The organism is Marivirga atlantica, assembly GCF_016734805.1.
Taxonomy (GTDB): domain Bacteria; phylum Bacteroidota; class Bacteroidia; order Cytophagales; family Cyclobacteriaceae; genus Marivirga; species Marivirga atlantica.
In genome coordinates, this window is sequence record NZ_JAERQG010000001.1 from 1,584,275 (window position 1) to 1,597,397 (window position 13,123).

The window sequence follows — 13,123 nt, forward strand, 5'->3', positions numbered from 1 at the left end:
TTACTAAAGCTTTTTAAGATGTTCTGATTTGATGTAGGCTTCTTTGTCGTCAACTTTAGTTTTTGTCCAAATATCAACCTGTCCTTTTAATGGTAGTTTGGTGGGTTGATCTAGTTTGGTAATTACGTCAGCACCAGCTGATGGACCTTCCATTAGAAAGCCGGGTGTATCTGTAATAATTCCATAGTCCTGCCCATGGTAGTTATTAACAACTGCAATGAGCACTAAAGTGAAGATAGCTGCTGTAGCAAAGCCTTTGCGCTCTTTTTTATTTTGTAACCAAAAGGCCAGAAATACTACGGTAATTAAAATTAGAGTTAGAAGTATAAACTTACTGTAGCTTTTATAATAATAGTTGGCGTAGAAAGGTAATTCGTAACTAAAGCCTTCAATCTTATTATCAGAAGTGATTTTTTCAATGTGTTCTAAAATCCTTTTATCACCTGTCAGTTGATAATATTTTTCTAAATAAAATATGGTAGCTCCAAAATTGGTACTGCCCTCATTAACTCTTGCAAGCTTAAGTAGCATATTTGGTGAGGCATAACCATCAGAAAACAACTCTTCATAAATTTTTATAGCCTCTGTATATTGCTTGTTTTCATATAGAGAATCTGCCTTAATTAATTCACTTTCAGAGGGGTTACCAAAGATGTTTTTTGGGGCGAAAAGTAGAGTTCCAAAAACTAAAATAAGAAAATTAAATGTTACCTTTTGCATTTTATTGATTACTGCTTACCTTTGCAACGCAATTAAGGAAAACGACTCCTGAATTGCAACAAAAAGTTGACTCGCTAGCTCAGCTGGTAGAGCATATCCCTTTTAAGGATAGGGTCTTGGGTTCGAACCCCAAGCGAGTCACTTAAGTTTAATGGAAACATTAAACTTTAAATGATGTTAAGAAAGCTCCACTTGAATGAAGTGGGGCCTTTTTTTTCTCAAAAATTTTGCGCCTAGCGCTGCTGACTCGCTAGCTCAGCTGGTAGAGCATATCCCTTTTAAGGATAGGGTCTTGGGTTCGAACCCCAAGCGAGTCACAAGGTGTAAACTCGGTGAAGTAGTTTAGTGATGGTTAATGTTTTAATATCCGAGTGAGGCACTAAGTATCGAATATTGGTTTAGGTTTATTTTTCGGTACAACAAATTGCAAGAGACCTATCTGCCTTTGGCAGGTAGGTTTTTTTGCGTATGCGGGTGAATTATTTATATTTGATCCCATTAGCGCACGTGGTGGAATTGGTAGACACGCCATCTTGAGGGGGTGGTGGGCGCAAGCCCGTGGAAGTTCGAATCTTCTCGCGCGCACAAGCAACAAAAAAGCCCTGACTGTTTAACAGTCAGGGCTTTTATTTTTTGGTTCAGTAAAGCCTTAATCAGAAAAAGCCATCAACAAATCTTGTTTAGTAATAATGTGTGCTTTTTGGTTTTCATCTAAAACCATTAAAGCTTTCTCTCCATGATTCATCATTGATGAAATAGTATCAACTGTAGTGTTGGCAGCAATAAATTTAAATGGGCTATCCATTATTTCTTCAATTGGCTTTCCTTTAAGTTCCGGGTTTTCAACCAACTTATTTAATATTTTGGCATCAGTAACGCTTCCAACAAATTCACCTTTACCATTTGTTACAGGTAACTGCGATACGGAAAGTTTATCGAGCATTTTTACCACTTCAGAAACCTTAGTGTTTGCTTCTACTGATTTTAAGTCGAAAGAGCCATTTCTTTTGCTAACAATATCAGCAGCTGTTGCATAATCATTGTTTTCTAAAAATCCATGATCTCTCATCCAGTCGTCATTGTAAATTTTACCCAAGTATCTGGTGCCATGATCTGGTAGTATAATCACCATAATATCATCTTCCTTAAGGTTTTCTTTGGCATATTCTAAAGCACCATGTACGGCAGAACCACAAGACCATCCACAGAAAAGACCTTCTTCTCTTGCTAATCTTCTCGTCATGATAGCACCATCCTTATCAGTTACTTTAACAAAATGATCAATAACTGAGAAGTCAACATTTTTTGGCAGGATATCTTCACCAATACCTTCTGTTAAGTATGGGTAAATTTCCTTCTCATCAAACTCGCCTGTTTCTTTATATTTCTTGAAAACAGAACCATAAGAATCGATGCCAACGCTAATGATATCAGCATTCTGCTCTTTTAAGTATTTACTAGTTCCGCACATTGATCCACCAGTTCCAACACCTGCTGCCCAGTGTGTTATTTTACCTTCTGTTTGTTCCCAAATTTCAGGCCCTGTAGTTTCATAATGAGCTACCGAATTAGATGTATTGTCATATTGGTTAGGGTAGAACGAATTAGGTATATCCTCATTTAATTTCTTAGCAACTGAATAGTAGGAGCGAGGATCGTCAGGCGATACATTAGTAGGGCATACAATTACTTCAGCACCTACAGCTCTTAGGATATCCATTTTTTCTTTTGACTGCTTATCAGCTAAAGTAAAAATGCATTTATATCCTTTTGAGATGGCACCTAAGGCTAACCCCATGCCGGTATTACCGGAGGTACCTTCTATAATAGTTCCTCCTGGTTTCAGAAGACCTGCCTTTTCAGCATCTTCGATCATTTTTAAGGCCATTCTATCTTTCATGGAATTACCAGGATTGAAATATTCAACTTTAACTAGAATTGTGCCTGGCACACCTTTATTAACCTTATTTAATTTTACTAATGGTGTGTTACCAATAGTCTCTATTATAGAGTTATAATACATGAGATTTTATTTGTCTTGTTGATGAGGCAAAGTTAATTATTTAAAATCATTGCTGAAATGTGACGCATGTAATATTGATACCCTTTTCTGAAGAACAGTGTTGTTAAGGATGGCGTTCTTTGTATAGTACTTCAAATCAAAATGTTATGGAAAGATATCAACAAGAAATTGCCTCTAAGATTAATGAGTTATCAAATTATGGCTATATCAACCATTTTGATTTTAGCCAAGATCATCTGGAACTAAAAAGAGTGAAGGAAGACGAGTCCGTAGAAGTAAAAAATTATGTTGCTGAGCAGGTTTCCGTGGAGGCGGAATATGTTTATGAAGAAAAAGGAACGGCAGTAGTAACATTAATGACTAATGATGGTGAGTTAGGTTATGTGATTGATCATAGTGATGCTAATGGAGAATTTCCGGCAATTAGATACTTTGAGTCTTTAGAAGACTAAACATTGATACTTTTTATTGGTTAGGTTTCTGTAATTAAACTAAGAATTATGGAAGCTATGAAAACCGTTTCTCAAAAAATTGAGGAACTTAAAAATACTGGGTATAAAGAAGATTTCTATTTTGAAGATGGCAAATTGAAGGCTGGAGGTAGTGCCTACGGTGCCTCAGAAGTAGAAATAGAAAAGGAATTTAGATTTGAAGGTAAATCCAATCCAGACGATTTATCAATTGTATACCAGATTGCTGCCAAAGATGGGACTAAGGGAACTATTGTAGACGGCTTTGGTCCAACTGCCAATCAAGAACTTGCACAATTTCTATTGAAAGCTGATTCTTAAATCAGCTTTTTTTATGCTTTTTGAGAAGGTTTAGATTGAGCAAGCAGGTAAAGAACCGCCATTCTGACTGCTACTCCATTTTCTACCTGATTTAAAATAATAGACTGTTTAGAGTCAGCTGCATCACTTGATATCTCTACGCCTCTGTTGATTGGGCCAGGGTGCATCACAACTATTTCTTTGTTTAAACTATCTAGCATTTTTTTATCGATGCCGTAGTACAAGGAATATTCGCGCAGAGATGGGAAATACTTTAGTTGCTGTCTTTCCAACTGAATTCGGAGGATGTTGGCTACATCACACCAAGCTAAAGCTTCTTTTACATCAAGTGAAACATGTACGCCTAATTCATGAATGTGCTTAGGTAATAGCGTTTTTGGGCCACAAACCATCACTTCGGCACCAAGCTTTTGAAGTGCATAAATGTTAGATAAGGCTACGCGGGAATGTAATATGTCACCTATGATGGCTATTTTCTTTCCTTTCAGTTCCCCTACTTTTTCTCTCATTGAGAAAGTATCGAGTAAGGCTTGAGTGGGATGCTCATGTGTGCCATCACCGGCATTTACAATATTAGCATCTATATGCCTTGAAAGGAAGTGAGGAGCTCCAGGACTACTATGTCGCATAACCACCATGTCCACCTTCATAGAAAGTATGTTATTTACAGTATCAAGTAGTGTTTCGCCTTTCTTTACTGAGCTGTTTGAGCTTGAAAAGTTAACAACATCAGCAGAAAGCCTTTTCTCGGCTAGTTCAAATGACAAACGTGTTCTGGTCGAATTTTCAAAGAAAATGTTAGCTATTGTAATATCTCGAAGAGAAGGTACTTTCTTGATGGGTCGGTTAATGACTTCTTTGAATTGTTCAGCAGTTTTAAAAATCAATTGAATATCTTCTGGAGTTAATTCTTTGATACCCAATAAATGTTTAACACTTAGTTTTGCCATGTTTAATCGTTTGTCACTAACCAGATTTGATCATTTTCAGCTCCCTGATCTGTCCATTCAACCAATACACGCTGAGTTTTGAGTGTATTCACTCTTTTACCAACATAATCAGGCTGTATAGGAAGGTCTCTGGTATATTTTCTATCAATAAATGTAAGTAATTCAACTAACCGAGGACGGCCAAAGGCAATCATAGCATCTAGTGCTGCACGTGTTGTACGACCTGTAAAAAGCACGTCATCTATAAGTATTACCTTTTTGTCTTCAATTAAAAAGGGAATATCTGTTGCATTGGCCTCAATTGGCGAGTCTCTTCTGCGGAAATCATCTCTATAAAAGGTTACATCTAAGTAGCCTAAGGGTATCGAGCTCTCAAGCCGCTCTTCCAATCTTTTATGAAGCCTATCGGCTAAATAAATACCTCTTGGCTGCATGCCAATAAGAACAGTATCGGTAAAGTCACCATGGTTTTCAATAAGCTCTTCCACCAGTCGGAAGATGGTTATTCTGAGTAGTTCGCTATCTAAAATCAGTCTTTTATCCATGGGATTGCGGCAAAGATAGTAAAACAACTAGTTTAATCTACAACGATTTTATTGATAAAAAAGACTTTTCTGTTAAGCTCAATATCGCTATCCTTTAAGTTTTTTACTCTATTGACGCCATAGGCATAAAATGTTTTGCTGTACCATTTTTCAAGCCCTTCTAATTCTTCATCGTTGCCTTTTATTTCATCACTATCATATTTAAGACGAAGGTCTTCTGTGGATTTTCCCTCAATAATATCTTGCTCTCGGATAACTTTAACCTTCAATTGTTGATCATACAAATAGAGCATTACAATTTTATTATCTGTAAAAACTACCTGTACATGCTCCTCTAGAAAGAAGCTTTTTAAGTCATTTATCTCAAAGCTGTTGTCCCACAGTAAGTTACCTTCATTATCAAAGCCAATGATGATGGCATGGGTATACTTATAACCATCAAAAACCTGAGTAGATCTTCTTGATGTAAAAGGGTCATAGAATCCACCCATACCATAAGCAGATGTAGTATAGGTTGGATAATATGCTTCACCAATTAGTATGTTTTGATCATTTTGCTGAATAATATCTTGCACGTAGAGGCGATAGCTGAATTTCAATTTCTTACCTTTTATTTTCTTGCGCTGAATTCTTCTTTTAATGCGAGCTTTTCTCTTTTCTCGCATATAATTGAAGAAGTTCTCCAGGTTGGCGTAGTTGTAATATTGGATGTCATAAGTACCATCAATGGCAAGATCAGCAATGAAAAGACCGCGAGAAGTTTCTGTTCTACGTTTTTTGGAATAGGTGCCTGCTAAAAGATTGGCACCAATTTCTCCGTTAACAATTCTACCGTTTGTTAAACTCCTATCTTCCCCTGCATCTATTTCTCGCGAATAAATCAATTCACCCCTAGTGGAGTAGGCTCTTACGGTTATGCCATAAGTCTTATCTAATCTTCTTTCTGAAGTTACCACTCTAAACCATTCATCATTGGTATTCCGAACAATTTGAAGTAGACTGCTCCTATCAGTATAAAAGCCGGGAAGTACAAAACCTTTTTCTTGTGTGAAATTATATACCATGAGCACAGCCCTCATGTTTACATCACCACCAAAAATCACGGCATCATCTTTTAGCTCAAATTCTGTAAGTTTAATGGGAACAACATTTTTGTAGACATAAGATTGGAAGCCTGCTTCACCAACTTTAAAAGTTACAAATAGCAAGTCTTCAGCATACTCAATGCCTTCCTGAAAAAGCATCACAAACTGACCGTTTTGGTAGCTGTATCCTCGAAAAGTAAATTTATCGTCAATTAATACCTCATGACGGCTAACTTCCTGTAATGAAGTGTCTATTCTAATGATTTCCCAGCTGTTCTCTTTTTTAGTTTTCTTATCTTCCCGCTCTTTGAAAATGTATATTCCATTTTCTTCAGCAGAAACGATATTATAAGGTTCATCTAGCTCATCAATTTCTATTTCATATCTGGTTGGTTGTGAAATTTGACCAAACACTACCGATGAAAAGAGTATTGCAATAAGAAATAAGGAGAAACAACGCATACACATAATCTATTTAACGTAATAGCAGTTATCAAATCAAATTAATCAGAAAAATCATCATTCTTCAATAGTTGCGTAGAAGTATTGAAAAATTATTTAATCAGATCGGATTATACTGTTAATTTTACAAAAAGCTCAAAACCGTGGAAAATAAACATATCCTGAAATTACTTAAGCAGACTGCCAAACTGATGGAATTGTTTGGTGAGAATGATTTTAAAATAAAAAGTTACAATTCAGCTATTTACAATTTGGAAAAAGCTGATGTTCGATTGGCTGATTTAGACCAATCGGCATTAGAAAAGCTTGATGGAGTTGGTAAGAGCATTGCGGCCTCTATAGCTGAAATTATTGAAACAGGTTCACTAAAACAACTTACTGATTATCAGAATAAAACACCTGAAGGTGTGATGGAAATGATGAAGTTGAGCGGTTTTGGTCCAAAAAAGATTAAACTGATTTGGGAAGATTTAGGGATTGATAATTTAACAGACCTAATTGAGGCCTGTAAGCAGGATAAAATAGCCGCGTTAAAAGGTTTTGGTGCTAAGAGCCAAGATAAAATGCTGGAATCGGCAAAATTTCTGATAAGCAGGAGAGGTTTTGTGCATTACAGAGAGGCAGAAAAGATTGCAGAAGCATTGATTGAACATCTTCAGGAGCTTACAGATAAAAACTTTGTTAGTACCACAGGAGCTGTAAGGCGAAAGATGGAAGTGATTAAGCCAATAGAATTATTGGTTGGGGCCAAAGAGAAGTCCAAAATCAAATCATCTTTAGAAAAGTCAGCTAATTACGAAGTGAATGAAAAGCTTTCGGGACCTTACAAACTGAAACTTAGAGAGAAGGAAACAAAAGCTGAAATCGACATTTATTTCACACCAGAAGAAAATTTTGCCAATGAGCTTTACCGCACCACGGCAAATCCACAGCATTTGGTTCATCAAACTGACAAAGGAGAATCGCTCTATAAATTGTTAAAGCAAGAAAATTTCAAAAGTGAGGAAGCCATTTTCAAAGCAGCTGATTTGCCATTTATAGCTCCTGAATTGAGAGAAGGTTTATGGGAGTTTGAGATGGCTAAAGAGGGTAATATGCCAAAACTCATTGAAACCGATGATTTAAAAGGTATTCTTCATAACCACAGCACTTACAGTGATGGAGCCAATACCCTTGAGCGAATGGCTACCTACTGCAAAGAACTAGGTTATGAGTATTTAGGCATAAGCGACCATAGCAAAACTGCCGCTTATGCCAATGGCTTACAGGAATTTCGTGTAAAACAACAACATGAGGAGATTGATGAGCTCAATAAAAAGCTGGCTCCATTCAAAATATTCAAAGGCATAGAATCCGATATATTAAATGATGGCTCATTGGATTACGCTGATGATGTATTGGCCAGTTTTGATTTTGTGGTAGCCTCAATACACGCTCAGCTTAATATGGATGAGAAAACAGCAACTGAAAGATTGATCAAGGCTATTTCAAATCCTTTCACAACCATGCTGGGGCATCCGACCGGACGTCTACTTTTACAGCGTGAAGCTTATCCGATTAATCATTATGCGGTAATTGATGCCTGTGCAGAGTACAATGTAATTATCGAAATTAATGCGCATCCATGGCGATTGGATTTAGATTGGCGCTATGTTAAATATGCTATTGATAAAGGCGTAATGATTTCTATAAATCCTGATGCACACGAAACAAAAGGCTATCACGATATGTATTACGGTGTATGCGTGGGAAGAAAGGCCGGATTAACAGCCAAAGAAACTTTTAACGCACTATCACAAAAAGAAGTAGAGGCACACTTTAACAAAAAGAAAGAGGCAGCTCTTCAACTTATTAAATCATAAATACATAGTTTGAAATCAATTAAGAAAGTTCTCATTTTAAGGTTCTCCTCTATAGGTGATATAGTTTTGACCACACCTGTTATTAGAGCCATTAAGATGCAACTCGATGATGTGGAAGTACACTATTGTACTAAAAAATCATTTGCTCATATTTTAGAGAATAACCCATTTGTAGATAAGGTACATGTGTTACCTGAGAAACTTAGTGATTTAACGGATTCACTTAAGGACGAGAACTTTGACTATGTGGTTGATTTGCATCATAATATCAGAACCAGATTAATCAAACAAAAATTAAAGGTGCCTTCTAAAGCTTTCAATAAGCTTAATCTGGAAAAGTGGCTAATAGTCAATATGAAGGTGAATAAACTGCCCAATATTCATATTGTAGACAGATATATGGAAGCAGCCTCCGAATTAGGCGTTAAAACTGATGGTTCCGGTTTAGATTACTTTATTCCTGAAAAAGATGAGGTAGAATTAAGTTGGTTGCCCGAAGGTTTCCAGAAAGAATATGTAGCCTATGTAATTGGTGCACAGCATCAAACCAAGAAACTTCCGGTTGAAAGGATGATTGAGCTGTGTGATAAAATCAACAAACCTGTAGTTATTGTTGGTGGGCCTGATGATGTAGAAGATGCGGATAAAATAGAAACTTTCTTCGAGCGAAATGAGGGATCAGCGCCTTATGAAGAGAAACTTACTGAGCTGGGTAAGAAAACAGTAATATTCAATGCTTGTGGTAAGTTTAACCTTAATCAGTCGGCCTCTATTGTAAAACAGGCGAAATATGTTTTTAGCCATGATACGGGTTTGATGCACATTGCCGCTGCTTTTAAAAAGAACATCTTTTGTATATGGGGTAATACCATTCCCAGCTTTGGCATGTATCCCTATAAAACCAAGTTTACGGTTTTAGAGAATAACAAAGTCAATTGCAGACCTTGCTCAAAGATTGGCTATCAGAAATGCCCTAAAGGTCATTTCAAGTGCATGAAAGATATCGTTTTTGATTTCTACTTACCTTGAATGTTCTACTACTGTCTTTCTTTAGACTAAATAGTGATTGTAGTTAGCGTCATTCCCGAGCACCTGCCTGTCGGCAGACAGGATAGGGAATCTCATTATCAATAAAAAGCATCCTCAATATGATAGAATTCAGGAGGTTGATTCAGTACAATACTTAAAATATCGAACCTGATATCTTTCTGCCAATTGATGCTGTAAATGTAATTTTCAGCAGCCTGAATTATCATTCTTTCTTTGTGGGTATTTACCCGTGCTTCGGGCATATTAAACTTTGAGGAGCTTAGTGTTTTAACTTCTACAAAAACAAGCAAGCTATCTTTCAGGCAGATTAAATCGATCTCAGCTCTTTTGTATCTGTAATTTTCTTCCAGAATTTCATATCCTTTGTCTAATAGAAACTCTTTAGCAAGTTGCTCTCCTTTGTCTCCGGTGCTTTTAGTGCTCATGTAACCAATGAAGATAGTAACATTTGATTTTGAAATCAGTATATAGTAAGGCTTTTCATTAAGCTTCAATTATATTTGCAACAGCTATAGCAGAGAATAGTGGCTATAACTCAAAACCAAAAGGATTTTCATTTTTGAATCATCACATTAATAAAAAAACAAAGTTTCTCGATTTAGGTCTGATGGACTACCAGGAGGCCTGGGATTACCAAGGTGAGCTTTTTGAGAAAACCATCGCCATCAAAACAAGCAATAGAAAGCTTGAAGAGGAACAGCAACAAATAACAGAAAATTACTTAATATTTCTGGAGCATCCGCATGTGTATACTTTAGGGAAAAGTGGTTCTGAAGATAATCTGTTACTTGATGAAGATGGTTTGAAAGAGAAGGAAGCAACCTATTACAAAATCAATAGAGGAGGAGATATTACCTATCATGGACCAGGTCAAATTGTGGGTTATCCTATTCTTGATTTAGATAATTTCTTTACAGATATCCATAAATATTTACGCTTATTAGAGGAGGCGGTAATCCTTACCCTTAAGGACTATGGAATAGAGTCGGGAAGAATAAAGGGTTTAACAGGTGTTTGGTTGGATTATGAAGAAGGCGCTAAGAATCCAAGAAAAATATGTGCACTAGGCGTTAAGAGTAGCAGATGGGTTACTATGCACGGTTTTGCCTTTAATGTAAATACAAATTTAGACTATTTCAAAAACATCATCCCTTGTGGTATTGATGATAAAGCAGTAACCTCTATGGAAGCTGAATTAGGAAAAAAGCAAAACATGCAGGAAGTGGAAGAGAAGCTTAAGCAACATATAGCTGACTTATTTGAAATGGAATTGATTTAACCATCAGATGAAGAAAGATATAGATTTTTCACCTGTTACGGGTGTAGATTTGGTTATTGCCCAATCTAAATTGGAGAATAGCACAGGTTGGGATGTATACATTATCAACCGTAACCTCATTGAACTCACCAATGTGATGATCACCTCAAAAGGTTATGGAGAGATTAATGGTGAAGAAAAGAAGACTGCTGTACTTCGGCACCGCATTGAAAAGCTGGATGAACAAAGCTTTCAGCGTGTAGAGCCAATAGATGAATCAGTGTTTAAGTTGAATAATGAATATTGGGTGAGCTACTTTATTGTTGATCAGGTATTCGATAAGAAATTCATTTTTGTCCCGGATTCTATCACCAAAGAAAACCTTCAGTATATCCCTGAATTAGATATGATGGGCGTTAGACATGCCTGATTGGTATTCTTAAACCCTCACTCTATCTAAAAATGAAGGTTTTGTTTTGAGAATTTAGCTTATCATGCTATTTTCCTGATTGGTTTTAAATACACATGTATTGGTTAACTTTTAAATTCAATCAGCTATGAAGATATTATCTACTTTCTTGTTCCTCTTAATTACAGTTGGAAATGTTTTGGCGCAGAGCCCAATAAATGGCCAGAGTTGGGCTCAAGTAAAAGCTAATAAAACAGGTAACTTAACTTGTGTGTATTACAAAACTCCAGGATTGGTATTTGAACAAGGCGGTAAAATGCAGGGTGTTTGTGTTGACTTAATGGAGGAGTTTAAAGGGTTTGTGAAAGATAAATATGCAGTAGAACTAAGTTTTTCCTTCACTAAGAAAATTGATAACTTCTCAAATTTCATCAATACTGTAAAAGTATCTGACAACATAATGGGAGTGTGTAATACCAGTATTACCAATGAAAGAAAAACCTTTCTGAGCTTCACGCCTCCTTATATGAACAATCCTTCCGTATTACTTTCTAATAATGATGCTGAAAAAATTTCCAGCTTAGATGAAATGAGCACTGCTTTTAAAGATTACAAAGCTGTTGTTATTAAGGGTTCTACGCATGAAAAATACTTGAATGACATTAAAGGAAAATATTTCAGCAACCTTCAGATTGAAATGGTGAATTCTGGACCGGAAGTAATTGCCAAGTTAAAAAGTGGTCAGAATTATTTTACGCTTATAGATTTTACCGAGTATTATGACTCAGTAAAAAAGAGACTACCTATCACAAGGCATTTGGTAAATTTAAATGAGTTAGAAGATCAACTAGGTTTTATTTTTCCTAAAAGTTCCGACTGGGCTTCTGTTTGGGCAGAGTTTCTTACACCTGAATATAAAAATAGTGTAGCCTATAAGAGGATCATTGCTGATAACTTAGGGACATCCTTCGTAAACTTGATCAAATAAAAAGATTGATTTTATAAATTATTAAGGCTCTTTTTACAAAAGAGCCTTTTTTGTGCTTTAAATTTAATGTCTTCTTAACCACTCAAGCACTTCTTTGAAATGATCTTTTTTTGCTTCTGGGTGAGTTAATAAATTGATGTGATCATAATCATGCGCATATCCTTGCCTTTTTCCTATCACTTTAAATTCATGATTAGCTTGGTTCCCTATTTCAGCTAATAAACGCTTTACATCTTTAGGATGACCAGCATGTGTATCTTTAGCTCCAGTTATGGACAAGATAGGAGGGAGTTTCTTTTCTTTTAATTTTTCGGCATAGTTAAAGCCATCTATTTCATCAATCCAGTTTTTAGCATATACCCAATTATTTACCTGTAGAAAGAAATTCTTACTTTCATCAGCACTACCTGCTTTAAACTTCTTAGCCGGGAAATAACCATATCTTTTTACCAGAATGTTGCCAAGGGTATTCCATAGTAAATCAATATTGAGCCATCGGTTAAAGTTTTGAACACGCACATCTCTCTTGGAACCAAAAAAGACAAGGCCTTTAAGACTTTCATATTCGTTTCTGGCCAGATAAGATAATGAAATAACACCACCCCAACTATGAGCCATTAAATATTCAGGTTTTTTTCCTTTTATCTTCTCAACAGCTTCCAAGAACAAGGACATATCTTCAGTAATACCTTCATATTGACCAAATGACGCATTTTTATCTATAGCTGGAGTGCTTTTCCCCTTTCCTCGCATATCAGGAACGAAAACATCATAGCCATTCTCTGCCAAAAAAGGAGCAAGGCCTTTTCCTGATTTGGAGTAGAAGATTCTTCCATCTTCTATGCTGCCATGCACCAGCATAACTGAAGGTGCTTTATCATCCGTAAAAAACCTTTTGAAGTGTAGGCTAAAATCCTTTTGTTTGATGAAATGGCTTTCTGATTGAATCATAATTCAATTTAAGAAAAGCATTCGGCATG

Annotated in this window: 14 protein-coding genes and 3 tRNA genes; 10 read left to right on the plus strand and 7 right to left on the minus strand. The window is 36.2% G+C overall.

Features of this window, described 5'->3' with window-relative positions; genetic code table 11:
• Window positions 1–3 precede the first annotated feature (3 nt).
• Window positions 4–720: a hypothetical protein gene (locus JKP34_RS07200; protein ID WP_201919155.1), complete on the minus strand. Its 717-nt coding sequence runs from the start codon at window positions 718–720 to the stop codon at window positions 4–6.
• Between the two features lie 68 nt (window positions 721–788).
• Here JKP34_RS07200 and JKP34_RS07205 point away from each other — a divergent pair.
• The 3 genes from JKP34_RS07205 to JKP34_RS07215 all read left to right on the plus strand — a co-directional run bounded on the left by JKP34_RS07205 (window position 789) and on the right by JKP34_RS07215 (window position 1,305).
• A tRNA-Lys gene (locus tag JKP34_RS07205) sits at window positions 789–861 on the plus strand.
• 103 nt (window positions 862–964) lie between these two features.
• Window positions 965–1,037 (plus strand) — tRNA-Lys (locus tag JKP34_RS07210).
• A 184-nt stretch (window positions 1,038–1,221) separates the two neighbouring features.
• Window positions 1,222–1,305, plus strand: a tRNA-Leu gene (locus JKP34_RS07215).
• 64 nt (window positions 1,306–1,369) lie between these two features.
• Here JKP34_RS07215 and JKP34_RS07220 read toward each other — a convergent pair.
• A complete protein-coding gene (locus tag JKP34_RS07220; protein ID WP_201919157.1) occupies window positions 1,370–2,743 on the minus strand; it encodes a cystathionine beta-synthase in 1,374 nt (457 codons plus the stop codon).
• Between the two features lie 146 nt (window positions 2,744–2,889).
• Between JKP34_RS07220 and JKP34_RS07225 the strand changes: the two genes are divergently transcribed.
• Together JKP34_RS07225 and JKP34_RS07230 are read left to right on the plus strand one after the other, a co-directional pair.
• Window positions 2,890–3,195, plus strand: a complete 306-nt coding sequence (locus JKP34_RS07225; protein WP_201919159.1) for a hypothetical protein — start codon at window positions 2,890–2,892, stop codon at window positions 3,193–3,195.
• Between the two features lie 48 nt (window positions 3,196–3,243).
• On the plus strand, window positions 3,244–3,534 hold the full coding sequence (locus tag JKP34_RS07230; protein ID WP_201919161.1) for a hypothetical protein: 291 nt from the start codon (window positions 3,244–3,246) through the stop codon (window positions 3,532–3,534).
• 11 nt (window positions 3,535–3,545) lie between these two features.
• Here JKP34_RS07230 and JKP34_RS07235 read toward each other — a convergent pair whose 3' ends face one another.
• The 3 genes from JKP34_RS07235 to JKP34_RS07245 are packed head-to-tail and all read right to left on the minus strand — an operon-like array spanning window position 3,546 to window position 6,576.
• The gene (locus JKP34_RS07235; RefSeq protein ID WP_201919163.1) at window positions 3,546–4,484 is read right to left on the minus strand and encodes an aspartate carbamoyltransferase catalytic subunit; all 939 of its coding nucleotides are present in this window, start codon (window positions 4,482–4,484) and stop codon (window positions 3,546–3,548) included.
• 2 nt (window positions 4,485–4,486) lie between these two features.
• Entirely contained in the window at window positions 4,487–5,029 is a 543-nt protein-coding gene (gene pyrR / locus JKP34_RS07240) for a bifunctional pyr operon transcriptional regulator/uracil phosphoribosyltransferase PyrR (protein ID WP_201919165.1), read from the minus strand.
• A gap of 32 nt (window positions 5,030–5,061) precedes the next feature.
• Entirely contained in the window at window positions 5,062–6,576 is a 1,515-nt protein-coding gene (locus tag JKP34_RS07245) for a hypothetical protein (RefSeq protein WP_201919167.1), read from the minus strand.
• A 143-nt stretch (window positions 6,577–6,719) separates the two neighbouring features.
• On the opposite strand from JKP34_RS07245, the gene polX reads away from it, so the two are divergent.
• Together polX and JKP34_RS07255 are read left to right on the plus strand one after the other, a co-directional pair.
• On the plus strand, window positions 6,720–8,438 hold the full coding sequence (gene polX, locus JKP34_RS07250) for a DNA polymerase/3'-5' exonuclease PolX (protein ID WP_201919170.1): 1,719 nt from the start codon (window positions 6,720–6,722) through the stop codon (window positions 8,436–8,438).
• Window positions 8,439–8,447: 9 nt separating this feature from the next.
• Window positions 8,448–9,467 (plus strand): glycosyltransferase family 9 protein, encoded by a 1,020-nt coding sequence (locus tag JKP34_RS07255; RefSeq protein WP_236664912.1) that lies wholly within the window; start codon window positions 8,448–8,450, stop codon window positions 9,465–9,467.
• Window positions 9,468–9,565: 98 nt separating this feature from the next.
• On the opposite strand, the gene JKP34_RS07260 is transcribed toward JKP34_RS07255, so the two are convergent.
• Window positions 9,566–9,913, minus strand: coding sequence for a YraN family protein (locus tag JKP34_RS07260; RefSeq protein WP_201919172.1), 348 nt, complete (start codon window positions 9,911–9,913; stop codon window positions 9,566–9,568).
• Window positions 9,914–10,047: 134 nt separating this feature from the next.
• On the opposite strand from JKP34_RS07260, the gene lipB reads away from it, so the two are divergent.
• The 3 genes from lipB to JKP34_RS07275 all read left to right on the plus strand — a co-directional run bounded on the left by lipB (window position 10,048) and on the right by JKP34_RS07275 (window position 12,143).
• Window positions 10,048–10,767 (plus strand): lipoyl(octanoyl) transferase LipB, encoded by a 720-nt coding sequence (gene lipB, locus JKP34_RS07265; protein WP_201919174.1) that lies wholly within the window; start codon window positions 10,048–10,050, stop codon window positions 10,765–10,767.
• A 7-nt stretch (window positions 10,768–10,774) separates the two neighbouring features.
• Window positions 10,775–11,176: a hypothetical protein gene (locus tag JKP34_RS07270; protein WP_201919176.1), complete on the plus strand. Its 402-nt coding sequence runs from the start codon at window positions 10,775–10,777 to the stop codon at window positions 11,174–11,176.
• A 127-nt stretch (window positions 11,177–11,303) separates the two neighbouring features.
• Window positions 11,304–12,143 (plus strand): substrate-binding periplasmic protein, encoded by an 840-nt coding sequence (locus JKP34_RS07275; RefSeq protein WP_201919178.1) that lies wholly within the window; start codon window positions 11,304–11,306, stop codon window positions 12,141–12,143.
• 63 nt (window positions 12,144–12,206) lie between these two features.
• On the opposite strand, the gene JKP34_RS07280 is transcribed toward JKP34_RS07275, so the two are convergent.
• Window positions 12,207–13,094, minus strand: coding sequence for an alpha/beta fold hydrolase (locus tag JKP34_RS07280; RefSeq protein WP_201919180.1), 888 nt, complete (start codon window positions 13,092–13,094; stop codon window positions 12,207–12,209).
• Between the last annotated feature and the right edge of the window lie 29 nt (window positions 13,095–13,123).